The organism is Micromonospora sp. NPDC005979, from assembly GCF_040614415.1.
Taxonomy (GTDB): domain Bacteria; phylum Actinomycetota; class Actinomycetes; order Mycobacteriales; family Micromonosporaceae; genus Micromonospora.
Genome location: NZ_JBEXUR010000001.1, coordinates 545,370 through 570,030, shown reverse-complemented (window position 1 = coordinate 570,030; position 24,661 = coordinate 545,370). Strand labels below are relative to the sequence as shown.

The following is a 24,661-nucleotide window of genomic DNA, read 5'->3' as shown; positions in this document are numbered from 1 at the left end:
TGAGGTGCTGTCGGGCTCATAGACGGGCACAGCATCGCAAACTCGTACGACGGTTACCGCCCTCCGCGCCGAACGCGGACGAGCCCCGGCCGATCGGCCGGGGCTCGTCGGGTGAAGCGGGATCAGGCGATGTCGAACCGGTCGAGCTCCATGACCTTCGTCCAGGCGGCCACGAAGTCACGCACGAACTTCTCGCGCGCGTCCTGGCTGGCGTAGACCTCGGCGAGGGCGCGCAGCTGGGAGTTGGAGCCGAAGATGAGGTCGACCGCGGTGGCGGTCCACTTCACCTCGTCCGTGGCCAGGTCGCGGATCTCGTACACGTGCTCGTCGGTCTCCGACGCCTTCCACCGGGTGCCCGGGGAGAGCAGGTTGGCGAAGAAGTCACCGGTGAGCACGCCCGGCCGGTCGGTGAGGACGCCGTGCGACGCGCCCCCGACGTTGTTCCCGAGGGCGCGCAGGCCGCCGACGAGGACGGTCATCTCCGGCGCGCTCAGGTTCAGCATGTAGGCACGGTCGATGAGCAGCACCTCCGGCTGGGTCTTCTCGCCGGCGCGCAGGTAGTTACGGAAACCGTCCGCGCGCGGCTCGAGGACCCGGAAGGAGTCGACATCGGTCTGCTCCTGGGTGGCGTCGGTGCGGCCCGGCCGGAACGGCACGGTCACCTCGACGCCCCCGTCGCGCGCCGCCTTCTCGACGGCGGCCGAGCCGGCCAGCACGATCAGGTCGGCAAGCGAGATCTTCGCCCCACCGGCGGCGTTGAACTCCTGCTGGATGCCCTCCAGCGCGCCCAGCACCGTCGCGAGCTGCTCGGGCTGGTTGACCTCCCAGTTGCGCTGCGGCTCGAGCCGGATGCGCGCGCCGTTGGCGCCACCGCGCTTGTCGGTGTGGCGGAAGCTCGCGGCGGAGGCCCAGGCGGTGGAGACCAACTGCTCGACCGTGAGGCCCGAGTCGAGGACCTTCGCCTTGAGGGCGGCGATGTCGGCGTCGCCCACCAGCTCGTGGTCGACGGCCGGCACCGGGTCCTGCCACAGCTGCGGCTCGGCGACCCACGGCCCGAGGAAGCGCTCGATCGGACCCATGTCGCGGTGCAGCAGCTTGTACCAGGCCTTGGCGAAGGCCAGCGCGAACTGGTCGGGGTTCTCCAGGAAACGGCGCGAGATCTTCTCGTACGCCGGGTCGACGCGCAGCGACAGGTCGGTCGTGAGCATCGTCGGCTTGTACTTCTTCGACGGGTCGAACGGGTCCGGGATGATCTCCTCGGCGTCCTTCGCGACCCACTGCTTCGCGCCACCCGGGCTGGTAGTCAGCTCCCACTCGTAGCCGAACAGGATCTCGAAGAAGCGGTTGCTCCACTGCGTCGGCACGTCGGTCCAGGTCACCTCGAGACCGCTGGTGATCGTGTCACCGCCCTTGCCGCTGCCGTGGGTGCTCAGCCAGCCGAGGCCCTGGGCCTCGATCGGGGCGCCCTCGGGCTCCGGGCCCACGTGGTTGTCCGCGACACCGGCGCCGTGGGTCTTGCCGAAGGTGTGGCCACCGGCGATGAGGGCGACGGTCTCCTCGTCGTTCATCGCCATCCGGCCGAAGGTCTCCCGGATGAAGTGCGCCGCCGCGGCCGGGTCCGCGTTGCCGCGGGGCCCCTCCGGGTTGACGTAGATGAGGCCCATCTCGGTCGAACCGACGCCGGTCGCCATCTCCTTCTCGGAGGCGTACCGCTCGTCGCCCAGCCAGGTGTCCTCCGGACCCCAGAAGATCTCCTCGGGCTCCCACACGTCCTCGCGACCGAAGCCGAAGCCGAAGGTCTTGAACCCCATCGACTCCAGGGCCACGTTACCGGCGAGCACCAGCAGGTCCGCCCAGGAGATCTGCTGGCCGTACTTCTGCTTGACCGGCCACAGCAGGCGGCGGGCCTTGTCCAGGTTGGCGTTGTCCGGCCAGCTGTTGAGCGGGGCGAACCGCTGACCACCGTCACCGGCGCCGCCACGGCCGTCCTCGATGCGGTAGGTGCCCGCGGCGTGCCAGCTCATGCGGATCATCAGACCGCCGTAGTGACCGAAGTCGGCCGGCCACCAGTCCTGCGAGGTGGTGAGGACCTCGGTGATGTCCCGCTTGAGGGCCTCGACGTCGAGCTTGGCGAACTCCTTGGCGTAGCTGAAGTCCGGCCCGAGCGGGTTGCCCTTGGACGAGTGGGCGTGCAGCACCGAGAGGTCGAGCTGGTTGGGCCACCAGTCCCGGTTGGTGCGCGGGCGACCACCGGTCTTCGGGGTCGGCGAGTCGATCGCCGGGTTCTCGCTCTCGCTGCCCTGCGCGGTCACCGAGTCGTGCGCGACCGGGCAACCGGCCGCAGCCTTCTGGTCCACGCCCTGCGCGCTGGTGGGGACGTTGTCCTGGGTGTCGCTCATGTACTTCCTTCCGAACTGGCGGATCGCTGGGAGATGCGGTCGGCCGCGCAACCGGGGCAGGTGCCCCAGTAGACGACCTCCGCCTCGTCGACCACGAAGCCGTGGTCGTTCGGGGCGGTGAGACAGGGTGCGTGGCCGACGGCGCACTCGACGTCGGCGATGGCGCCGCAGGAGCGGCACACGACGTGGTGATGGTTGTCCCCCACCCGCGACTCGTAGCGGGCGGTCGCGCGGGCCGGTTGGATGCGCCGCACCAGACCCGCGTCGGTGAGCGCGCGCAGCACGTCGTACACCGCCTGGTGGGAGATGGTGGGGTGGTCCGCCCGGACCAGCGCGATCACCGTGTCGGTGTCGACGTGGGGGTGATCCCGCAGCACCGCGAGCACGGCCAGCCGGGGTCGCGTCACTCGCAACGAGACCCCTCTCAGCTGCGCTTCGAGGTCGGACATCACGCGCTGCACACTAGCTCACTTTTTTGGAACGGATCAAGTTTTCGACCACCGGCGCGTCGGTGTGGCGCACGTTTCACCCCCGGTTCACCCGGCAGGATGTGCGCGGACGCCGCCACGGGCCCGATGCCGCCCTGCCTACGCTCCGGAAAGTCTCCGGAAGTTCCGAGCGATATTCGTCTGATGATGTTCGGGGAGCGACCCCGCCAGCCCCTCGCTCCCGCCACCCCTGATCGACTACTGACCTCGTCAGATGTCGCCATAGCCGAGCAGGACGGCGGGGCTGTGACCGCCTTGCCGCTTCCGGAAAATGTTGACAAGTGGACGACCGGCTCAATACCGTCCCCATCGACGACACTCAATTGCCGTCACCACTCGCGCCGCGACTGCCGCCTCCGGTCGTCGGGCGGGACAACCGGTCTACCACCACCATGCGGTACGACTCCGTGGTCGACAGTCCGCCGGGTCGCACCGCACCGCTGGCTACGCGCCAGCCGTGACGAGGAGGAAACACCTACATGATCGACACCGACCACACTCCCACCGCAGCACCGCGGCGCGGCCGGATACGGCTGCTCCTCGGCGCCGCCTGTGCGGTCGTCCTGGCCGTCACAGGCACGGTCGCGGTCACGGCCACCAGCGCGTACGCCGAGGCCGACCGGACGCTCACCTCGAGCCTGACCGGCACGCACAACGGCTACTACTTCTCCTTCTGGAAGGACGGCGGCAACGCCAGCATGACGCTGCGCGAGAACGGCCGGTACTCCAGCAGTTGGGACCGCAGCACCAACAACTGGGTCGGCGGCAAGGGCTGGGCCACCGGCTCGCGGCGGACGGTCAGCTACTCGGCCAACTACAACCCGGGGAACAACAACACGTACCTCGCCCTGTACGGGTGGACGCGCAACCCGCTCATCGAGTACTACGTGGTGGAGAACTTCGGTAGCTACAACCCGAGCAACGGCGCCACCCGACTGGGCACGGTCACCACCGACGGCGGCACCTACGACATCCTGCGCAGCCTGCGGACCAACGCCCCGTCGATCGACGGCAACCAGACGTTCTACCAGTACTGGAGCGTCCGTCAGAACAAGCGCTCGAGTGGCACCATCACGACCGCCAACCACTTCGACGCCTGGGCCCGCGCCGGCCTGAACCTCGGCACCAACCACGCGTACCAGATCATGGCCACCGAGGGCTACCAGAGCGCCGGCAGCTCCGACGTGACCGTGCAGGAGGGTGGCGGCGGCAACCCGACCTCGGGGCCGACCTCCGGGCCCACCACCGGCAACCCGGGTGGCGGCAACTGCAACGCGACGCTGTCGGCCGGCCAGCAGTGGGGTGACCGGTTCAACCTGAACGTCGCGGTCAGCGGTACCAACAACTGGATCGTCAGCCTCAACCTCAACGGCGGTCAGTCCATCCAGAACAGTTGGAACGCGTCCGTCAGCGGCACCAGCGGCACGGTGACCGCCCGACCGAACGGCAACGGCAACAACTTCGGAATCACGATCATGGCCAACGGCAACTGGACCTGGCCGACGATCAGCTGTCGCACGAGCTGACCCGCACCACCGCACCACGTACCGGCCCCCGTCGCCACGCGACGGGGGCCGGGCGCCGCCCGGTGCTCACGAGTACACGAGGTGCAGCATCATCCCGGCGTCGGCGTGCCCCAGGTTGTGGCAGTGGTTGGCCCACATCCCCGGGTTGTCGGCCCGGAACGCCACCTCCCACACCTCACCGGGCCGGACGTCGAACGAGTCCAACCAGAGTGGGCTTCCGGTGGCCGGTCTCCGGTCGCGGGACAGCACGAGCACGTGATGGCCGTGCAGATGCCACGGGTGCACGGTCTGCGACCGGTTGACGATCGTGAACCGGACGACGTCGCCGGAGCGGACGACCTGTGGCGGGATGTCCGGATCGGCCGCGCCGTTGACGGTGTGGGCGTAGCGCGGAAGCAGTCCACGCAGGTCGAGACCGCGATCGAGGACGAGCGTGAACGTCCGGTCGAACCGGGACCAGGGCGTCGGGACCGGCCGGCCGTAGGTGAGCGGGTCCAGTACGGGCCACCCGTCGGTCGCCGTCGACTGCGCGCCGGTCGAGTAGACGCGGCGTCCGTCGACGTACAGCGCCACCGGTGTGGCCGGGGCGCTGAACGCCAGGTCGTAGCGACCTCCGGCCGGGATCAGCACGGCGGTGTCCCGCAGCGGCGTCGGCCCGCCCAGCTCGTAGCCGTCGATCGCGGCGACCCGGAAGTCGGTGCCGGCCAGCGCGTAGCGGTGCGTGGTGCTGTCCGTGTTGATCAGACGCAGCCGGACCGGAACGCCGGCCTCGACCTGCTCCACCCGCGCGTCCGGCAGCGGACGACCCCCGAGGGTGTGCACCGGCACCGTCACGTCGAGGCCGCTCGTCGGCCCGGGACGCACCACGAGGACGCCGTAGAGGCCCATCCGCACACCGACGTCGGACACCGAGTGGGTGTGGTACCAGTACGTGCCGGCCTGCTCGGCCCGGAACCGGTAGACGAACTCCTGGCCCGGCAGCACCGCCGACTGCGTCACCCCGGGCACCCCGTCCTGACTGTTCGGCACGTCGTACCCGTGCCAGTGCAGGGTGACGCCCCGCCCGATGTCCCGGTTGCGCAGCGTCACCTCCACGACGTCGCCGACGGTGGCGGTCAACTCCGGCCCGGGTACCTGCCCGTCGAACGCCCACGCCGCGACGTCATGGCCGCCGACGCGCACCGTGGCGGTACCGGCCGTCAGGGTGAACCGCCGGGTGGGTTCGTCGGAGATCCGGGACTGCGGGTATCCATGCTCGTGCGGTGCGGCGGGCGCCGGGCCCGGGGCGACGGCCAACCCGGTGCCGGCCAGCAGCGCCGCCACCGCCACCGCGACCGCAGCCCGGGACACCGCCCGGGACGGGCGCGCGTCGAGCAGACGCCACGAGAGGGCCGTCGCCGCGACGACCCCGGCGACCGCGAGCAGCCCCACCGACGCCGACACCGGGTAGCCGTGCAGGACCGTGACGAGCAGGGCGGCGCTCAGGGCGTACCCCGCGAAGAGGAGCGGCAGCGCGACGGACCGGATGTCGCCCGCGGCCCGCAGCAGCCGCGGCCCGGCGACGGCGACCGCCGCGAGCGACAGCGGCGCGGCGACGACGACCTTCTCCGCGGCGAACCACCAGCCGACGCGCGCGAGCGCGAGCACGGTCGTCGCGCGGGCGAGCGTGGCGAGCAGCGCGACGGTGGCCAGCGCGAGCGCCAGCGGCCGACGACGGGCGGCCGCCGCGACCCCGCCACCCAGCCATCCGGCGGCGGCCAGGACCGCCAGCAGGAGGTCCGCCGCGAGCAGCGAGGCGGTGGTCATGCCGGCTCCCCCTGGGGTACGACCACCGGCGCGTCGCCCGTCGGCGTCCCGGCGGCCAGCCGGCGCGCGCCCCGCATGACGCCGACCACGACGTGCACCGCGACGATGCCGTTGACCGCATGCAGCCCGCCGATGACCAGGCCGAACGGCGTGCTGACGCCGACGGCGTCGGTGCCGGCGTTGGCGAGCATGGCGAGCAGCGCCTGTACGACGACCAGGCCCAGCGGCAAAACCGCCAGCCCGACCAGCCGACCGGGCGCCCTGGCCAGCGCCGCGAACAGGACGGTGAGCAGGGTGAGGACGGGGATGACCGCCATGCCGTTGACGCTGTGCAGGGCGTACGCGCCGTCCCCGGCGGGCTTGGTGAACCCGCCGACGGCGGCGAAGACGAATTGGAGGGCGAACGCGGTGAGCAGCACGCCGCTACTGATGACGAATGCCTTTCGCATGCTGGGCTCCTAGAGCTGCGCCGAGGTCAACGCCCGGGCGACGTGGTCGGTGGCGGTGATCGCGCCGTACGCGACGATCCGGACGAGGTCGGCGTCGGCGGGGTGCGACAGCCTCCACAGGGCGACGTCGCCCGGGCTGACCGCGCTGGGCGTGAACGCCGCCAGCAGCGCGATCCGCGTTCCGACCCGGTCCCGGCCGGGCACGTCCCGGACCAGGTCGACGGCCCAGTCCGCGGGCCGGGTCGGGAACCGCCCGTCCTCGGCGCGCACGGTGGCCGTCACGGTCTGGCGGGCGACGTCACCCAGCAGCTCGCCGCCCCGGTTGGCGGCGTCCCGCAACGACGCGTACGCGACCCCGATCGGGCTGTCCCCCGCCCAGGCCGGCGGCGGGGTCGTACCGGCGGGCAGGAGCCCGAGGCTGCGTCCGGGCTCCTTCGGTTCCCGGGCCGATCTGGCGTACAGCCGGCCACCGACCGACCGCACCAGCGGGGCGCGTTGCAGGCCGCCGGGGAGCAGGTCGGGGTCGAGCAGCGCCGAGACCACCCGGTTGACGAAGTGGAACGCGAGCAGGGTGCCGGTGAGCTCGGGGCCGTACGGGCTGGTCCAGTCGCCGGTGCGGGGGCTTCGACTGGCCCGGGCCCAACGGTCGAGTTCGGCGTGCCTCGGGTCGGCGGGTGTCTCGCCCCGGGCGACGACCTCGGCCAACCCGTGCTCGCCCAGGGCGTGCAGCAGCAGCACGTGGGCGTCGAGGCAGAACTGACAGCCGTTGGCCCGGGACACCACCGCCGCGACGAGTTCGCGGTCGACCCGGGACGTGTCGCCGGCGAGCAGGGCCTCGCGCATCAGCGACCAGGTCGCGGCCAGCACCTCGGGCACGGCCGAGAGCGCCTGGAAGGTGGGCAGCGGTCCGAGGAAGTCCTCGCGTAGCTGCTGGTAGACCTCCGCGGTGCGGCCGGTGGCCGCCCTCGTGGGTACGGGGGTGAAGAAGCGGTATGTCATGCGGTCGATGCTCGTGGCGACGGCGGCGGAAGACGTCGTGCCGGCGCAGACACTTCGCGCCGCCGGGATACCACGACCGTGGTACGCCTGATCTACCGCGCGCGCGGGATGCTCCACGAACGACGGCCGTTCTACAGTGCGACCATGCGCCGCGACCTGCCGTACGTCCTCAGCGGCCTCGCCCTCGGCGGTCTCCTGCTCGGCAACGCCGCGCTCGCACCGGACGCCGCGACGGTCGGGGCGCTCGACGTCGCTCTGGTCCTCGTCATGGCCGCGGCGCTCGGGGTGTGCCGGCGGCATCCGGTGCTCGCGCTGGGCGTGGTGACCGTCGCCATGCTGGCCCTGCACGTCCGGGTGCACTCGGGGGTGTCGGCCGCCTTCCCCGTCCTCGGCGTGGTCTACGTGACCGCCTGGCGGGGGCGCCGGATCGCCGCCGTCGTGGCCAGCGTCGCCTTCCTCGGCGGCTTCCTGGCCCGCGACGTCTCGGTGGCCCCGGTCGACCGTCCCAACCAGTTGATCGCCGAGCGGACGGCCCTGCTGCTGGGCTGGTTCGTGGCGGCGAACGTAGCCGGGCTGGTCGGCCGGCAACGCCGCGCCTACCTGGAGCAGGTCGAGCAGCGGGCCGTCGAGGCCGAACGCACCCGCGAGGAGATGGCGTTGCGGCGGGCCGGCGAGGAGCGGCTGCGCATCGCCCGCGACCTGCACGACTCCCTGACGCACAGCATCTCGGTGATCAAGGTGCAGGCCGGGATCGCCGTACACCTGGCCCGCAAGCAGGGCGACGAGCCCTCGGCCACGCTACTGGCGATCCAGGAGGCCAGCGCCGCCGCGATGCGCGAACTCCGCACCACCCTCGACGTCCTGCGCGCGCCCGACGACGACGGCGTCGGGTTGGCCCGCGTCGACGAACTCGCCGAACGGACCCGTGCGGTCGGCGTGCCGGTCCAGGTGACCGTCACCGGTCGGCCACGGCGTCTGCCGGACGAGGTCGACCAGGCCGGTTACCGGGTCGTCCAGGAGGCACTGACCAACGTGGCCCGCCACGCCGGTGCCGCGACCGCACGCGTGCACGTCGAGTACGCGCCGGCCGGGCTGACCGTCGCGGTGAGCGACGACGGGCAGGCGTCGCCGGCCCGTCCCCCGACGCCGGGGGTGGGACTGCGCGGTATGCGCGAGCGGGTCACCGGACTGGGCGGCACCCTGCTGGCCACCGCGAACGACGACCACGGGTTCACGGTGCGGGCCACGTTCCCGCTGGACGAGCCGGCATGAACCGACGGTCGCACCGATGATCCGGGTCCTGCTCGCCGACGACCAGGCGCTGATGCGGGCCGGCTTCCGGGCCCTGCTGGCCGCCGAGGACGACCTGGAGGTCGTGGGCGAGGCCACCGACGGCGCGTCGGCCGTGCAGCTCGCACGACGCCTCCGCCCGGACGTCGTGTTGATGGACGTGCAGATGCCCGGCCTCGACGGGATCGAGGCGACCCGGCGCATCGCCGCCGATCCCGACCTCGCCGCCACCCGCGTCCTCATCCTCACCAACTACGGGCTCGACTCGTACGTCTTCGCCGCCCTGCGCGCGGGCGCGAGCGGTTTCCTCCTCAAGGACGCCGACCCCGCCGACCTGTTGCAGGCCGTCGCCGTCGTGGCCGGTGGCGACGCGCTGCTCGCGCCGGCCGTGACCCGTACGCTGATCAGCGAGTTCGTGGCCGGGCCACCGCCGGCCGTGCCGAAGGCCGGTCGGGACGTGCTGACCGCCCGGGAGCAGGAGATCGTCGAGCTGGTCGCGCGGGGGCTGACCAACGACGAGATCGCCCAGCGCATGGTGATCAGCCCGTTGACCGCCAAGACGCACGTCAACCGGGCCATGACGAAGCTGCACTGCCGGGACCGCGCCCAGTTGGTCGTGTGGGCGTACGAGTCGGGACTGATCACGCCGCGCCGCCGGTGACCGTGCCGTCACCGGCGGCGCGACGCGAGCTGAGTGTCAGGACCCGATGGCGATGGCGAAGACGTGCATCGTCGGCACGTTGGCCGCCGCCCGTGCGCTGATGTTGGGCAGCACGACCTGGGTCACCGCCTTGTTCTGTAGCGCGACGCCCACGTAGTAGATGCACGCGGCCGTGGCCTGTCGACCGTTGTTGGGCCGGTTCTGGTACGCGGACACGATGGCGGCGGTCGCGCCGGACACCGGGCCGCCGTACCAGTCGGGCGTGCTCAGGGTGAACGTCTGGCGGGTCCCGTCCGCGTACACCACCGTGCCGGTGCCCGACACGGCCCCGTACGTGCCGGTCACGAGGAAGCCGAGCGTGCTGCCGGTGCCGCTGATGCCGAGGGTCTGGCCCGAGGCGATGGCGTTGTCGGCCGTGCCGGGACTGACATTGGGCCAGCGGAAGTTCACCCCGTTGCGGCTCACCGTGCTGCCCGGGCTCGCGCCGGCCTGCGCCAGGGCCTGCGCCGACAGGGTGGCACCGTTGCCGTCGAAGTTGCCGACGTTGGTGTTGCTGTCGTTGGTGATGCCCGCGTTGGTGAAGCTCTGCTCCAACGTCGGCGTGGTGGCGCCCGTGCTGGTGACCCGGTAGGTGCGTCCCGCCTGCACGCTGACCTCGACCAGGTCGGACTCGACCCGGGTGACCTGGCGCGACGTGCCGTCGGCGGTGTCGACGACGCTGACGGTGCCGGTCAGGAACCGCGACCGCAGGCGGACGGTGCCGGCGCGGTCGGGTCGCACCAGCACCTCGGTGGCGGCGCCGCTCGCCCACGTGATGCTGACCGTGTGCCCGCCACGACCCCGCAGGCCGGTCACCCGGCCGCTGGGCCAGGCCGGCGGCAGCGCGGGCAGGATGTGCAGCTCACCGATGTGGCTCTGGAGCAGCATCTCGGCGATGCCGGCGGTGGCGCCGAAGTTGCCGTCGATCTGGAAGGGCGGGTGCAGGTCGAACATGTTCGGGGCGAGCCGGGCGGTGGTGGCGAGGTAGCGGATCAGGTCGTGGGCCCGCTTGCCCTCCTCCATCCGCGCCCAGAAGTTGATTTTCCAGGCCAGCGACCAGCCGGTGCCGTCGTCGCCGCGCAGCGCCAGCGTACGGCGGGCGGCCTCGAACAACTGCGGGGTGCCACGCTTGGTGATCTGGTTGCTGGGCGCGAGACCGTACAGGTGCGAGATGTGCCGGTGGTTGGGCTCGGTCTCCACCCAGTCGTAGAGCCACTCCATGATGTTGCCGCGCGAGCCGACCTTCATCGGGGGGAGGCGGTCCCGGGTGGCACGTACCTGCGCCCGGAAGGTGCTGTCCACGTCGAGGATCTCACTGGCCCGGGCGACTCCGTCGAAGAGGTCCCGCAGGATCTGGTTGTCCATCGTGGGCCCGGCGCAGACGCTGGCGTTCGAGTGGTGGCTCAGCTCCGGCGAGTTCGACGGGTTGGTCACCAGGTAGCCGAGGGTCGGCTCGGTCACGAGGGTGTTGAGGAAGAACTGCGCGGCGCCCTTCATGGCCGGGTAGTTCGTCCGCAGGAACTCGATGTCGCCGTTGAACAGGTAGTGGTCCCAGATCAACGTGGACAGCCAGGCGCCGCCGGTCTGCCACATGCCCCAGAACGCGCCGTCGACGACGGCGGTGGCCCGCCACGCGTCGGTGTTGTGGTGGGTGACCCAGCCACTGGCGGAGCCGTACTGCACCTGGGCGGTGCGCGCCCCGGTGACGGCGAGCTCCCGGACCATGTCGAAGACCGGGTTGTGGCACTCGGCCAGGTTGGTCGTGTTGGCCGGCCAGTAGTTCATCGGCAGGTTGGCGTTGATCGTGTACTTCGAGTCCCAGGAGGGGGTCAGCGAGTCGTTCCAGATGCCCTGGAGGTTCGCCGGCTGGGTGCCGGGCCGCGACGACGAGATCAGCAGGTACCGCCCGAACTGGAACAGCAGCGCGGAGAACTGCGGGTCGTTGACGCTGTTGTGCTGGGCGATGCGGACGTCGGTCGTCTGGTCGGCGGCGGAGGTGCGGCCCAGGTCGAGGGTCACCCGTCCGAACAGCGCCTGGTAGTCGGCGACGTGCCGGGTGCGCAACTGGTCGTAGCTGTAGGCGCGCGCCGCGCTCAGGCGCTGCCGGGCGATGCCCCCGTAGTCGCCACCGACGTTGCGGTAGTTGACGTAGCTGGAGCCGATCGAGATCAGCAGGACGACGCTGGTGGCGTTGGTGACCCGCAGGGTGCCGCCCGAGCTGGACACGCTGCCGCCGGTGACGGTCGCGTTGGCCAGGGCGAGGAAGCGGACCTGCCCGGTGACGCCCTCCTGGCTGCCGGAGACCCCGTCGAGGCCGATCGTCGTGCCGTCCGGGCTGGACACCGTCGTACGCTGCGGGCTGTCGAAGGTGGCCGTGAAGCTGATCGAGGTGGCGCGGTCGGCGGTCAGTCGCATCGCGATGACCTGGTCGGGCGCGCTGGCGAAAACCTCACGCTGGTAGCGGATGCCGTTCAGGACGTACGAGGTCGTGGCCGTCGCGGTGGTGAGGTCGAGCGTGCGGTTGTGCTGGGACGCTCCGCTGGCCGACCCGAAGGCGAGTCGGAGGTTGCCGACGGTCTGGTACGCCAACTGCCCGCCGGGGTTGCCCATCATCGTCTGGTTGATGAGGTCCTGGGCCTGGGTCCACTGGTTCGCGTTGACCAGCCGCCGGATCTCCGGCAGCGCCGCCGCGCCCCGGGTGTTGCTGGGGTCGTGCGGGCCGCCGGCCCAGACGGTGTCCTCGTTGAGCTGAAGCCGTTCGGTGTCGACGTTGCCGAACACCATGGCGCCGAGCCGGCCGTTGCCGATCGGCAGGGCCCGCAGCCAGTCCGTGCCGGCGCCCTCGTCGTACCAGAGGGCGAGGTCGTTGGCCGCCAGCACCTGCGGCGGCGCGACGGAGTCGGCGTTGGCGGTCGCCGTCCACGGCAGCGGCAGCAGGGCGCCACCCGCGCCGGCCGCACCGATCTTGAGAGCCTGCCGCCGGGTCAGGTCTGACATCGATCCTCCAAACGGTGACCGATGCGGCCACCCAAGCGCGACAACGACGACCCCCGATAGTGGATCCGCGCGGTGACACCGACCGTGCAGCGCAGGTCGTAGGCAGACCCGTGGACGACCAAACGTCCGATGTGTTTCGGGAAGATTACTCCGACGTCACGCAATAGGCAACGGTCGATCGCTGGTGAATCACCGGTCGGCGGCGACGTGTGGCGACCCGGATGCGGTCCAGGTGGCGGCGGGGCGGAGCGGCGCGCTCACCACGGCCGACACGAGCGGGACCAGGGACGAGAATACGTCCGATGAATGGCGGCAGCCGCGCCGCGTCGGCCTCGTGGACCGGCGGGCGCGGCTGGGCGCGGGCTCACTCCGGCAGCGTCGCCCCGGACTGCTCGGCCACCAGGTACCTCGCGTACCAGTCGGGCCAGTTGTCGTCCCGCTGGCCGGTGCGCTTCTCGTGCTCGTCGTGGGCGGCCGCCGCGCGCCGCAGCGCGTCCGCCAGGTCGGTCGCCGACCGATACGACGTCAGCTCGCCCTCACCGGCGTTCGGACTCAACGCGACCTCCCGGGTTTCTCGCCCCACCGTCGACGACCACGCTACGTCCTGCCCACCGGTCAGGTGCGGCCTTCGGGGCATCAGCCCGGCGCCGCCCTCGTCGCCCGGCGCAGCCCGAACAGGGCGACCAGCGCGAGCAGGATGACGGCGACGGAGTACTCGTCGGCGGTCCGCGGGAGGCCCCCGGCGTACACCACGAGGAAGCCGGCGATCACGGTGGGAAGGCCGAAACCGACGTAGCAGACCACGTAGAGCAGCGACAGCACGCTGGCGCGTTCGTGCGCCTCGACCAGCGGCATGATCGTCTTGAGGCTGCCCTGGAACCCGCCGCCGAAGCCGACACCGCCGAGCGCGAGACCGACGAAGAACCCGGGTACGGACTCGGCCATGACCGCGACCACCGTGACGACCATGCCGAGGATGAGGGCGACGATCCCGGTCAGGATGACCGTCCGGGCGGCGGTGTCGCGCAACAGCAGGACGGCGACCGACCCGAAGAGCGCGAAGACGAAGAGCACCAGACCGGCGACCACGATCGACGTGTCCATGAGACTGCGTACGAGCGCCGGGCCGAGCGCGCCGAAGAAGCCGGCCAGCGCCCAGACCGCGAACAGCACCGGAGCGACGACCAGCACCGGCCCGCGCACCGGGCGCGGCAGCCTGATCTCCGGTCGCAGGCTGCGCCGCGCACCTGGCATCCGGGTGACGGTCTCCGGCATCAAGGCGACCCCGACGGCCTGGATCAGCAGGACCACGACGAGGACGACGTACACCAGGCGGGTCGGCGCGGGCAGGTAGCGGATGAACAGCGCCGAGAGGAGCGCCCCGCTGCCGGTGCCGAGGCCGGGTGCGATCGAGTTCGCGAGCGTCCCGCGGGCACGGTCGATGTCCAGCAGGGCCGCGCCGACGGCGCCCGTGGCGGCGCCCGCCGCGAGCCCCTGCACGAGGCGGGCGACCAGCAGCGCGGGTACGCCGTTGGCGAGGATGAACACCAGCAGGGACAGGATCTGCACGGCGATCGCGGCGGCCAGGACCGGACGCCGGCCGACGTGGTCGGAGAGCTTGCCGAAGGTGAGCAGCGACGCCAGCACCGCGAGCGCGTAGACCGCGAACACCACGGTGGTCGTGACCGGGGAGAAGTGCCAGCGCTCCTGGTAGGTCCCGTACAGCGGGGTCGGGGCCGCCGAGGCGGCCAGGAACGACACGAGGATCGACGCGAGCAGCACCAGGGAGACGTTCGGCGCGAGTCGTACCCGCCCCGCGATCGACATGTCGGTGCTCCTCGGGCTGCGCGGCGCTCGTCGGGCTCGACGGCCGCAGGCGCGTACCCGATGTGCCGTCCTCCATTCCCCGACTACTCGTCGGCGCCGGACCCCAGGTGCTCGCGCAGCGCCCGCGCGATGTCGCCGGCCGCGCGGAGCTGGTCCGGTGTGAGAGCGTCGACGAACAGCTCCCGGATGGTGCGCAGGTGCGGGTAGGTCGCCCGCTGGAACGCCTCGGCCCCGGCCGGGGTGAGGAGCACCTCCGCCCCGCGCGGGACGGTCGCGCACTCCTCGCGGCGGATCAGCCCGCGTCGTTCCATCCGACCCAGGTGGTGCGAGAGTCGACTCCGCTCCCACCCGATCTGGGCGGCCAGGGCGGAGGAGCGCATCCGCCGATCCTGGGCCTCGCTGAGGGCGAGGAGGACGGCGTAGTCACCCGGCGAGAGGGAAGAGTCGACCTGGAGACGCGACCCGACCCGGGAGGTGAGCGCCTCTGTCGTCTCGACGAAGTCCCGCCAGATCCGCAGCTCCTCCGCCGTCGGCAACTGCCGGCCCCCGCGCCGTTCGGGTGTGGTCTCGACCATCGAACCCTCCCGGGAATTGACGTGTCAATTCGCAGGTTAGCATCATTGACACGTCAACCGGGAAGGCCACTTCCCGCGTGTCGACGGCGAAGAACGCCGAGGAGGAGACATGTCCGCCGCACCCTTCGAACTGGGGCTCAACTCGTTCGGCGAGGTGGCCACGGACGGCGACCGGATCCTGAGTGACGCCGAGACCGTCCGGCTGCTGGTGGACGAGGCCCGGCTCGCGGAGTCGGTCGGGCTCGACGTGTTCAGCCTGGGCGAGCACTACCGGGAGGGGCACAACGACTCGGCCACCCCCGTGCTGCTCGCGGCCATGGCCACCGCGACCGACCGGATCAAGCTCGGCACCTCGGTCACCGTCCTGAGCACGAACGACCCGGTACGGCTCTACCACGAGTTCGCCACCCTGGACGCGGTCAGCGACGGCCGGGCCCAACTGGTCCTCGGACGGGCCTCCGCGACCGAGTCGTTCCCCCTGTTCGGCTACGACCTGGCGGACTACGAGCGGTTGTTCGAGGAGAAGCTGGACCTGTTCCTCCAGCTCCAACGCGACGAAACGGTCACCTGGTCGGGAACTGTACGCACTCCCCTGGTCGCGCAACGACTCCATCCGCGCATGCGCCCGGGCGGAATCCCCACCTGGATCGGCGTCGGCGGAAGCCCCAACTCGGTGATCCGCGCCGCCCGACACGGGCTCCCGCTCCTGCTGGCGATCATCGGTGGACGCCCGCAGCGGTTCGCCGGCCACGTCGACCTCTACCATCGGGCGCTCGAACAGTTCGGGCAGGCCGCGCAACCGGTCGGGCAACACTCGCTCGGCCTCGTCGCGGACACCGACGAGGAGGCCGTCGAGACGTGGTGGCGGTACTGGCAGCCCACCGTGGCGCGGCTCGCCGAGGAGCGCGGCTTCTACAAGCCGGACCGCGCGCGCTACGAGGCCGAGATCGACCACGGCGCGCTGTTCGTGGGGTCACCGGAGACGGTGGCGCGCAAGATCGCAACCATGGCCCGCGACCTGCGGCTGAGTCGGTTCGACCTGAAGTACGACATCATGCATCTGCCTCGCGAGGCGCGGGCGCGCACCATCGAGCTGCTCGGCAGCGAGGTCGCGCCGCGGGTCCGGGAGCTGTTGGCGAAGGAGACCACCAATGTCTGATCTCGTGTTCGGCCTCGACACCTTCGGTGACGTACCGGAGGACGACTCCGGCAAGCCCGTCTCCCACGCCGCCGCCATCCGGCAGGTCGTCGACGAGGCGGTGCTGGCCGATGACCTCGGCGTCGACGTCATCGCGCTGGGCGAGCACCACCGACCCGAGTACTCGGTGTCGACGCCGGAGACGGTGCTGGCGGGCATCGCCACCCGTACCTCGCGGATTCGGCTCTCCTCCGGCGTCACCGTGCTGAGCTCGGACGACCCGGTCCGCGTCTTCCAGCGTTTCGCCACGGTCGACGCGCTGTCCAACGGTCGGGCCGAGGTGATCCTCGGCCGGGGCTCCTTCACCGAGTCCTTCCCGCTGTTCGGCTACGACCTGGCCGACTACGACGTGCTGTTCGAGGAGCGGATCGAGCTGTTCGCGAAGCTGCTCGACGAACAGCCGGTCACCTGGAGCGGCACCACCCGCGCCCCGCTCACCGACGTCGACGTGTTTCCCAAGACGGAGTCGGGACGCCTCACCACCTGGGTGGGCGTCGGCGGCTCGCCGCAGTCGGTGGTGCGGACCGCCCGGTACGGCCTGCCGCTCATGCTCGCCATCATCGGCGGCGCTCCGGAGCGTTTCGCGCCCTACATCGACCTCTACCGCCGGGCCGCCGACCAGCTCGGCACCACCGCGCATCCGGTCGGGATGCACTCGCCCGGCTTCGTCGCCGACACCGACGAGGAGGCGAAGGAGCTGTTCTGGCCGTACTACCGGGTCATGCGCGACCGGATCGGCGCGCTGCGCGGCTGGCCACCGATCCGCCGCCAGGAGTTCGACTCGGAGGTGGAGCACGGCTCGCTCTACATCGGCTCGCCGGAGACGGTCGCCCGCCGGATGGCCGCCGCCATCAAGGGTCTCGGTGTCGGCCGTTTCGACCTCATCTACACCGCCGGGGCGCAGCCCGTGAGCGCCCGGATGCGCGCCGTGGAGCTGTACGGCTCGCGGGTGATCCCCATGGTCCGCGACATCCTGGCCAGCTGACCACCGGCCGATCATCCTCGGAGAGGAAGACATGAACGACAGCGGTACCGACCGACCACGGACCCTCGCCATCCTCGGCGCCGGCAAGGTGGGCACGGTCCTCGCCCGGCTCGCGCTCGCCGCCGGCTACCGGGTGCTCGTCGCCGGCTCCGGCGATCCGGCGAAGATCGCCCTGACCGTCGAGGTGCTGACGCCCGGAGCGGTGGCGACCACCGCCGTCGACGCCGTGGCGGACGCCGACATCGTCGTGCTCGCCCTGCCGCTGGGCAAGTACCGCGCGCTGCCCGCCGAGGCGCTGCGCGGCAAGCTCGTCGTCGACGCGATGAACTACTGGTGGGAGGTCGACGGCATCCGCGACGACCTGACCGATCCGCGCACCTCGTCCAGTGAGATCGTCCAGGCGTTCCTGGCCGGGTCGCGGGTCGTCAAGGCGTTCAACCACATGGGCTACCACGATCTCGAGGACGGCGCCCGGCCGGCGGGCACGGCCGGCCGCAAGGCCATTGCGATCGCCGGCGACGACGAGGCCGACCTCGCTCCGGTGGCCTCGCTGGTGGACGCCCTCGGCTTCGATCCGGTCGTCGCCGGCCCGCTCGCCGAGGGCGTACGCCTCGAACCGGGCAGCGAGTTGTTCGGCGCCAACGTCAGCGCCGACGAGGTACGGGCCATGCTCCGGCGCTTTCCCGAATCGGAGCGCGGCCAGGCCGTCGCCGCCGCCCGGTCGGCCTGACCCGCTGGTCCTCTCAGTCCTCGTCGTCGAACGCCGTACGGGGATCGAGGTGGCGACCCCGCTCCTGCGCGGCGGCGTAGGCGGCGGGGCCGAGCGCCCCGACCGCGGCGTCGCGCACGGCGGCGAGGTCGGCCGCGTCGTCCGGGTCCGGCACCTGACTGATCGCCGCGAACGCCGCCTCCGCCAGGCCGACCATGAGCGCCGCCCGCGAATGGTCACCCTCGGCGGACGCGAGCGCCGCACCCGCCACGCAGACGTATGGCACGAAGTCGTCCCAGCCGTGCTGGAACACCCGGGTACGACTCAGGGCGAACAGCCGCCGCGCCTCGGCGAGGTTACCGAGACCCAGCTCGCAGAAGGCCAGGTTGTGCGTCTCGGAATTCACCGTCTCCGGTCGGCCCAGCGACTCGTTCAGCGCGATGCTGTCGCGATACAGGTCCCGCGCCCGGTCCAGGTCGCCGGCCATCCGCGCCACCGCCGCCAGCACGTGCCTCGGCCGCTCCTGGAGCGCGCGGTCACCTGAGCGCACCGCGACGTCGAGGGCCTCGCGCGCCCGCGTCTCCCCGAGCGCCAGGTCGCCGCCACGAATCGCCACCCGGGCCAGGCTGTAGCGGGCCTCCACCTCACCCGCCGCGTCGCCGACGGCCCGGGCACGCTCGATCTCCGTCGTGCTCATCCGTACCACCGCGTCGCTCTCCCCCCGCCGGAAGGCCGAACGGACGTCGTCACTGAAGCTCACGGTTACTCTCCCCCTCGTGCGTCGCGGCTCTCCGGGCCTGACGGCGGCTGCTCAGGCATGGAAGGCGATCCAGTTCTCCTGGAAACGGAAGCCCATCGACTCGTACAGCGGCCGGCCGAGCGCGCTGGACTGCAGGTACGCCGCGTCCGCGCCGGCCGCGACGCCGTCACGTAGCACCTTCTCGGTGATCGCGCGGCCCAGGCCGCGACCACGCGCGTCCGGAACGACGGCGATGTTGAACACGCCGACCACACCGCGGGTGCGCATCCCGAGACCGGTGCCGAGAACCTGGCCGGCCTCTTCGTACAGGTAGCCGTCGATCCGCTCGGCGTCGAGCACCGCGCCCCCCATCAGCGACCCGAACAGACCGTCCGGCGCCTCGAAGCCCCTGGTCAGAACGTCCGTGTACCGATCGCTGTCCGCCGCGCCGACCCGCTGTACGCGCTGGCGCTGCGCCTCGTCCGTCCGGAACACCAGCTCGTCGACCATGGCGGCCAGCAGGGGCAGCTCGCTGCGCGCGGCGAGCCCGTGGCGCGCGGCGAGATCGGCCACCGCGCCGTCGACGTCGCCCCGGACCATGATCGACCAGGCCTCGACCTGCCCGGACACCTCGGTGGCCAGCTCGTGCAGGGCTTCGAGATCCGGCTCCCGCGACAGGTCGTACGCCACGTTCAGCGTCGCCGCTCCCGAGTGGGTCACCGCCGCACGGGCGGTGCCCCGCCGCGCGTAGTAGCCCTTCGGTGTCGCTCCGCACAGATCCTCGATCGCGTCGTCGTACGCCGCCGCCATCCGATCGCCGATGATGTTCATGCCCTCGTCCCCCCTGACGCTCCCCCGAGCGTGCGCAAACATAGCCGCAACGCCGCGACCTGCGCGAACCGAGGTGCGGCGGGGTCAGCGCCGGTGGGTGTCGCGCCCCGGCCACCACCGCCCGGAACGGAGCCCCTGACTGGTGGCGCCATGGAAAATGATCATCACGACCACGCCGATCAGGCCGAGGAACGGGTTCACCAGCCAGCCGAGCAGACCGGTCAGGCCGTAGAGGACCAGGCCGACGATCGGGCGGAGCTCCTGCACGCGTACCTGGTCCTGGCCGACGGTGTCGGCCCGCAGCGCCGGGTGGCGGCGGACATAGGAGAAGAGCACCCACCACGGCGCCGACATCAGCGAGGCGGCGAACGCGTACAGGACGACGGCCACCCGGAGGTCGTCGGTGTTGCCGTCGGCCAGCGCCGACGCCAGGACCGCGGTGGGGAAGGGAATGATCACCACGCCGAAGAGAATGCCGAGGTTGATCGAGCTGAACGCCGGGGTGGTGCCCCGCACCAACTGGAGCACGGCGTGATGGTTCAGCCAGAGAACGCCGACGTAGATGAACGACACGACGAAGGCGAGGTACGACGGCCCCTCACCGAGAAGCCCCTCGGCCAGCTCGCCCTCGTGGAAGTCCGGCACCCGCAGGTCGAGCACCAGCAGGGTGATGACGATGGCGAACACACCGTCGCTGAACGCCGCCAGGCGACCCGCGTCGGTCACCGCGGGATCGCCGTCGCCTGCCTGGATCCCCCGTTGACCTGCGGACATTGCCGCATGCTAACAGCGACGCCGCGACAACCGAACGTGATTGCGGATCGGAGCACCGGCCTGAGCCGGTCGTCGCTCTTCGGCACGGCGACGGGCCGTTGCCTGGCGCGCGACGGCGACGGGTTGAAGAGCGGCATTCCTCAGGGTCATATTCATACCTCTGCGGAATACCGCTCCTCACCGCGTGCCCGACGCGCCCGCCACCGGACGGTCAGCTGGCGTACGTCTCGAACTCGCCGACCCGGGGCGTACCGCTGGAGCTGTTGATCTTAAAAGTGATCTTGCTCAGCGTCGTCGCGGCGAACGTGATCGCACCCGCACCCGCACCGGCGGCCAGGACGGCGCCGGTATCGTGGTTGACGAGCTGCCAGGCTCCGATGGAGCCCTGGGTGCCGGAGGGCTCCCGAATGATCACGCGGGACACCCGTGTGGCGGATCCCCACTTGATCGAGATCGAACCGGTCGAGCCGGCCGGCGACCAGTAGGTGGCGATGTCGCCGTCGCGCACGTTGCCGTAGCTGGTCCCGCTGGCCTTGCTGGAACCGTCCGCGCCGGCGCCCAGGCTGAGATTCGTTCCGCTGGGTGGCGTCGTGGTCGGCGGTGGCGTGGTCGGCGCTGGCGTGGTCGGCGCTGGCGTCTGCGGCGAGCAGCTTCCGTCGGACACCCGCAGGCCCGTGTTGGCGCCCGCCGTCTGGCCGACGACGTTCGGCACGCAGCTCGCGCCGTCCAGCCGGTACGCGTACGGGATGCTGACGGTGGTGGTGGACGTGGGATTGGGGCCGGCGGGGTAGTTGTCACTACCGGGGGTGGACCAGGTGACGTTGTCGAAGATGTTGCCGCTGACCTGCCAGTAGCCGCGCTGGTCGGTGTAGAAGGTGCCCAGGACGTCCTTCGAGTTGCGGAAGTGGTTGTTCTCGACCTTGGCTCGGGCACCGGCCCGGGAGTTGATGCCGGACTCGTTCAGGCTCACGTAGCTGTTGTTGTAGATGTGGGCGACGCCGCCGCGCAACAACGGCGTACGGGAATCGATGTTCTGGTACAGGTTGTGGTGGAACGTGACGAAGCCGTTCGACAGGTCGCTCTCACTCGACCCGATGAGACCACCGCGCCCCGAGTTGCGCAGGATGCTGTACGACAGGGTCACGTACTGGGTGTCGTTCTTCATGTCGAAGAGGCCGTCGTACCCCTCCGACTCCCCGCCGGACGCCTCCAGCGTGACGTGGTCGACCCAGACGTTGCGGACGGTGCTCTCCATGCCGATGGCGTCTCCGCCGTTGGAGGTCGGCGAACCCGACTTCTTGACGTTCCGGACCGTGACGTTCTGCACGATGATGTTGCGGGAGTCGCGGATGTGGATTCCCACCTGGTCGAAGACGGCTCCACTGCCGACCCCGATGATGGTGACGTTGCTGATCTGCTTCAGCTCGATCACGCCGTCCGCCGTGCTGCAGCTCGATCCCGACACCTTGCTGGTGTTGCCGTGGTTGATCGTCCCGGTGACCTCGATGGTGAGCGGGGTGCTGCTGCTGGCCCGTCCGCACAGGGCCGCGTGGATCGCGGTGCCCGTACTGGCGCGCACCGTCTGCCCTCCCGCGCCACCGGTGGTCCCGCCGTTCTGGGTGGCGTAACCGGTGGCGGCGCCCACCGCCGCCGCCGGCCGGGGACCCTGGAGAGCCACGCCGGCCGCGACCCCGACGGCCACCGTCACGAGTGCCGCCGGAAGACGGCGTACGAGTGTTCGTCTCATCTCGCCTCACTTTCGAAGAATCGAGTGACGCGTCGATGCCGGAAGGCGTCAGACGACCGCCGTCACCCGACCCGGAATAGGCGACAATCAATTACGCATCGATCGTCGGCAATACCGCCACCCTGACGTCCGAGGCGGAGCCGCTGGCCAAGCGGCACGCGACCGGCAGCACCCCGAGGCGCACCCAATCGATCCGGGGACGAAACATCGACGTGACACGATCGTAGGAAAGCGTTTTCCGTGAAGCAACACCTACCGCTTGCAGGTTTGTTGCAGCACACCCCCAGGCTCCGGTGATCATGAAGTTATCGCCACGACACGCCGACAACCACGACAACAACTTCATGATCACCGGGGTGAAGTCGGAGAGGGCGGGTGGGTGGGGTGGCGTTGACAAGGGAGGTTGAAAGAAATAAATTCCTGGTTACGAGAAACTGTTTCGCGCGCTTGCTGTGCGGCACTCACCCGTGAGCCGCGAATGAGCAGAGCGGCCGCCCCACGAGCCGGTCGACAAAGGAGGGTGCCGCAGCCCCGCCGGACCCGCCCGTCGCATCGTCACTCGTCGCGCCCCCGCAGCACCGCCGGCGCGCGGGCCGATCCGGCGTCGACTCCCGGCCGCCGCACCGGCGTTCCCCCGGTAACCCCCTCCGCGAATCGTCGCGGCGTCGGGCTCGGCGACCGGCAGGTCGAGGGTGACCGGCCCGGCTGATCTCGACAGCAGATCCGACAGCCCCGCCTCGCGTGCTTGGGAGCGCTCCCGGGGACGCCTGACGTACCGCCCGACGCTCTCCGGACCGACCAGCCCGGACGCGTCGGCCGCCACCACCCACCTCGGGAGAAGTCTGATGAGAAAACGAAGGGTCACCAACGCCGCCCTGGTGTCGGCGGGCGCCGTCCTGCTGGCGTCGACGGCGGTCGCACTGGCCGCGCCCGCCGGCGCCGCAGCCGCCGGCTGTGCCGTGAACTACACCGTGTCATCGCAGTGGCAGGGCGGCTTCGGCGCGAACGTCGCCGTCACCAATCTCGGCGACCCGGTCAGCAGTTGGACGCTGACCTGGTCCTACAGCGCCGGACAGACCGTCACGCAGGCCTGGAACACGACACTGACCCAGAGCGGCGCCGCGGTCACCGCCCGGAATGTCAGCTACAACGGCGCCATCGAGACCAACGGCACCGTGTCGTTCGGCTTCAACGGCTCGTGGACGGGCAGCAACCCCGATCCGTCCAGTTTCGCGCTCAACGGCGTGACGTGCACCGGCGGGACGACGCCGACGACACCGGCCCCCACCACGCCGGCCCCGACGACACCGCCGCCGACGACGCCGCCACCGACCACACCACCGCCCACCGGCCCGGCCGACATCACGGTGAACAGCAACACCAGGTACCAGACCGTCGACGGGTTCGGAGCCGCCCAGTCCATCTGGGGTAGCGCCTGGTCGACCACCGACACCCAGACGCTGGTCGGGCTGGGCGCCAACCAGCTCGGCCTGTCCATCGTGCGTACCGGCCTCTCGCCGGAGTCCAGCGAATGGGCGACCCACGTCAACTCGTTGAAGACGGCGAAGGCGTACGGGTCGAACGTGAAGATCCTCGCCTCGCCGTGGACCGCGCCCGCCGCCTGGAAGACCAACAACAGCAGGGTCAACGGCGGCAAGCTGAAGACCGACTACTACGACGACTACGCGAACCATCTGAACAGCTATGTGCAGTACATGCGAGGTCAGGGGGTGACCATCGACGTCACGTCCGTGCAGAACGAGCCGGACTGGCACCCCGACTACGACTCGATGGACTGGAGTGGCACCGAGCTGCGTACCTTCGTCCGCGACCAGGGTTCGAAGGTGCAGAACAGCAAGCTGATGGTCGCCGAGGCGGTCAACCTGAACTACGGCTACACCGACCCCACCCTGAACGACGCGACCGCGCGCAACAACATCGGTTACATCGGCGGGCACCTGTACGGCACCGAGTCCGCCGGACGGCTGGCCCCGTACAACCTGGCCGCCCAGTACAACAAACCGGTGTGGATGACCGAGTGGAACCTGCACGCGGCGGACGGCGGCGGCTCGAACATCTGGGGCAACCCCAGCAACCTGGCCGTCTGGAACGAGACGCTCGACGACATCATGCGGACGGTGCACCGGTCGATGGAGGCCAACTGGAGCGCCTACATCTGGTGGTACGGCAAGCGCTACTACTCCTTCATCGGTGACGGCGAGGCGGCCTACGGCACCACGGCCGGCGCGCCGCTCAAGCGCGGGTACGCGTTCTCCCAGTACGCGAAGTACGTCCGGCCGGGCTACCAGCGCGTCGCCCTGACCAAGAGTTCCAAGGCGTCCCCGCTGGAGGTGACGGCCTACCAGGGGGACGGCAAGATCACGCTGGTCATCCTCAACCGGTCGAACAGCGCGGTCAACAACGCCGTGATCCAGGCCCCGCAGAACGTCAGCAAGGCGGAGTACTACCTGACCTCGCAGAACGCCAACGCGGCGAGCCAGCCGACGAGCGTGAACGGAGGCCAGGCCACCATCAACGTCGGCGCACGGAGCATCTCGACCCTCGTGTTCACGCTCTGACCGCCGGGAGGCGGCAATCGTGAGCCACTTCCCTCCGGTCGGG

Annotated in this window: 21 protein-coding genes; 7 read left to right on the top strand and 14 right to left on the bottom strand. The window is 70.8% G+C overall.

What is annotated here, in order from left to right; translation table 11 throughout:
- Nucleotides 1-122: 122 nt before the first annotated feature.
- Both katG and ABZ272_RS02300 read right to left on the bottom strand, forming a co-directional pair.
- Nucleotides 123-2,399 (bottom strand): catalase/peroxidase HPI, encoded by a 2,277-nt coding sequence (gene katG / locus ABZ272_RS02305; RefSeq protein WP_355048070.1) that lies wholly within the window; start codon nt 2,397-2,399, stop codon nt 123-125.
- The gene (locus tag ABZ272_RS02300; protein ID WP_355048069.1) at nt 2,396-2,851 is read right to left on the bottom strand and encodes a Fur family transcriptional regulator; all 456 of its coding nucleotides are present in this window, start codon (nt 2,849-2,851) and stop codon (nt 2,396-2,398) included. The genes katG and ABZ272_RS02300 overlap by 4 nt, the downstream gene beginning before the upstream one ends.
- A gap of 515 nt (nt 2,852-3,366) precedes the next feature.
- Between ABZ272_RS02300 and ABZ272_RS02295 the strand changes: the two genes are divergently transcribed.
- Nucleotides 3,367-4,413, top strand: coding sequence for a glycoside hydrolase family 11 protein (locus ABZ272_RS02295; RefSeq protein ID WP_355048068.1), 1,047 nt, complete (start codon nt 3,367-3,369; stop codon nt 4,411-4,413).
- A 66-nt stretch (nt 4,414-4,479) separates the two neighbouring features.
- On the opposite strand, the gene ABZ272_RS02290 is transcribed toward ABZ272_RS02295, so the two are convergent.
- From ABZ272_RS02290 to ABZ272_RS02280, 3 genes are read right to left on the bottom strand one after another with little or no spacing between them, the layout of a single operon-like run.
- Nucleotides 4,480-6,219, bottom strand: coding sequence for a multicopper oxidase family protein (locus tag ABZ272_RS02290; RefSeq protein WP_355048067.1), 1,740 nt, complete (start codon nt 6,217-6,219; stop codon nt 4,480-4,482).
- Entirely contained in the window at nt 6,216-6,668 is a 453-nt protein-coding gene (locus ABZ272_RS02285) for a DUF6220 domain-containing protein (RefSeq protein ID WP_355048066.1), read from the bottom strand. The genes ABZ272_RS02290 and ABZ272_RS02285 overlap by 4 nt, the downstream gene beginning before the upstream one ends.
- Before the next feature lie 9 nt (nt 6,669-6,677).
- Nucleotides 6,678-7,667 (bottom strand): carboxymuconolactone decarboxylase family protein, encoded by a 990-nt coding sequence (locus ABZ272_RS02280; protein ID WP_355048065.1) that lies wholly within the window; start codon nt 7,665-7,667, stop codon nt 6,678-6,680.
- A gap of 144 nt (nt 7,668-7,811) precedes the next feature.
- On the opposite strand from ABZ272_RS02280, the gene ABZ272_RS02275 reads away from it, so the two are divergent.
- Nucleotides 7,812-8,939 carry a sensor histidine kinase gene (locus ABZ272_RS02275; protein WP_355048064.1) on the top strand — a complete coding sequence of 376 codons (1,128 nt, stop codon included), beginning with the start codon at nt 7,812-7,814 and terminating at the stop codon, nt 8,937-8,939.
- 16 nt (nt 8,940-8,955) lie between these two features.
- Nucleotides 8,956-9,618, top strand: a complete 663-nt coding sequence (locus ABZ272_RS02270; protein WP_355048063.1) for a response regulator transcription factor — start codon at nt 8,956-8,958, stop codon at nt 9,616-9,618.
- Nucleotides 9,619-9,654: 36 nt separating this feature from the next.
- Here ABZ272_RS02270 and ABZ272_RS02265 read toward each other — a convergent pair whose 3' ends face one another.
- The 4 genes from ABZ272_RS02265 to ABZ272_RS02250 form a co-directional block, all read right to left on the bottom strand.
- Nucleotides 9,655-12,654, bottom strand: coding sequence for a glycoside hydrolase family 95 protein (locus tag ABZ272_RS02265; RefSeq protein WP_355048062.1), 3,000 nt, complete (start codon nt 12,652-12,654; stop codon nt 9,655-9,657).
- Between the two features lie 364 nt (nt 12,655-13,018).
- Nucleotides 13,019-13,210: a hypothetical protein gene (locus ABZ272_RS02260; protein ID WP_355048061.1), complete on the bottom strand. Its 192-nt coding sequence runs from the start codon at nt 13,208-13,210 to the stop codon at nt 13,019-13,021.
- A gap of 80 nt (nt 13,211-13,290) precedes the next feature.
- Nucleotides 13,291-14,481, bottom strand: coding sequence for an MFS transporter (locus ABZ272_RS02255; RefSeq protein ID WP_355048060.1), 1,191 nt, complete (start codon nt 14,479-14,481; stop codon nt 13,291-13,293).
- Nucleotides 14,482-14,564: 83 nt separating this feature from the next.
- On the bottom strand, nt 14,565-15,056 hold the full coding sequence (locus tag ABZ272_RS02250) for a MarR family transcriptional regulator (RefSeq protein WP_355048059.1): 492 nt from the start codon (nt 15,054-15,056) through the stop codon (nt 14,565-14,567).
- A 109-nt stretch (nt 15,057-15,165) separates the two neighbouring features.
- Between ABZ272_RS02250 and ABZ272_RS02245 the strand changes: the two genes are divergently transcribed.
- Genes ABZ272_RS02245 through ABZ272_RS02235 form a run of 3 tightly spaced genes read left to right on the top strand, consistent with a single transcriptional unit; the run spans nt 15,166 to nt 17,969 of the window.
- The gene (locus ABZ272_RS02245; protein WP_355048058.1) at nt 15,166-16,215 is read left to right on the top strand and encodes an LLM class flavin-dependent oxidoreductase; all 1,050 of its coding nucleotides are present in this window, start codon (nt 15,166-15,168) and stop codon (nt 16,213-16,215) included.
- Nucleotides 16,208-17,239 (top strand): LLM class flavin-dependent oxidoreductase, encoded by a 1,032-nt coding sequence (locus tag ABZ272_RS02240; RefSeq protein ID WP_355048057.1) that lies wholly within the window; start codon nt 16,208-16,210, stop codon nt 17,237-17,239. The genes ABZ272_RS02245 and ABZ272_RS02240 overlap by 8 nt, the downstream gene beginning before the upstream one ends.
- Before the next feature lie 31 nt (nt 17,240-17,270).
- Nucleotides 17,271-17,969: an NADPH-dependent F420 reductase gene (locus ABZ272_RS02235; RefSeq protein ID WP_355048056.1), complete on the top strand. Its 699-nt coding sequence runs from the start codon at nt 17,271-17,273 to the stop codon at nt 17,967-17,969.
- Between the two features lie 13 nt (nt 17,970-17,982).
- Here ABZ272_RS02235 and ABZ272_RS02230 read toward each other — a convergent pair whose 3' ends face one another.
- From ABZ272_RS02230 to ABZ272_RS02210, 5 genes are all read right to left on the bottom strand, one after another.
- Entirely contained in the window at nt 17,983-18,708 is a 726-nt protein-coding gene (locus ABZ272_RS02230) for a tetratricopeptide repeat protein (RefSeq protein ID WP_355048055.1), read from the bottom strand.
- Nucleotides 18,709-18,759: 51 nt separating this feature from the next.
- Nucleotides 18,760-19,518: a GNAT family N-acetyltransferase gene (locus ABZ272_RS02225; protein WP_355048054.1), complete on the bottom strand. Its 759-nt coding sequence runs from the start codon at nt 19,516-19,518 to the stop codon at nt 18,760-18,762.
- Nucleotides 19,519-19,602: 84 nt separating this feature from the next.
- Nucleotides 19,603-20,292: a TMEM175 family protein gene (locus ABZ272_RS02220; RefSeq protein WP_355048053.1), complete on the bottom strand. Its 690-nt coding sequence runs from the start codon at nt 20,290-20,292 to the stop codon at nt 19,603-19,605.
- 211 nt (nt 20,293-20,503) lie between these two features.
- Complete coding sequence (locus tag ABZ272_RS02215; protein ID WP_355048052.1) at nt 20,504-22,039, bottom strand: pectate lyase; 1,536 nt, start codon at nt 22,037-22,039, stop codon at nt 20,504-20,506.
- 91 nt (nt 22,040-22,130) lie between these two features.
- Nucleotides 22,131-22,391, bottom strand: coding sequence for a hypothetical protein (locus ABZ272_RS02210; protein WP_355048051.1), 261 nt, complete (start codon nt 22,389-22,391; stop codon nt 22,131-22,133).
- A 493-nt stretch (nt 22,392-22,884) separates the two neighbouring features.
- Between ABZ272_RS02210 and ABZ272_RS02205 the strand changes: the two genes are divergently transcribed.
- Nucleotides 22,885-24,618, top strand: a complete 1,734-nt coding sequence (locus ABZ272_RS02205; RefSeq protein ID WP_355048050.1) for a cellulose binding domain-containing protein — start codon at nt 22,885-22,887, stop codon at nt 24,616-24,618.
- Nucleotides 24,619-24,661 lie beyond the last annotated feature (43 nt).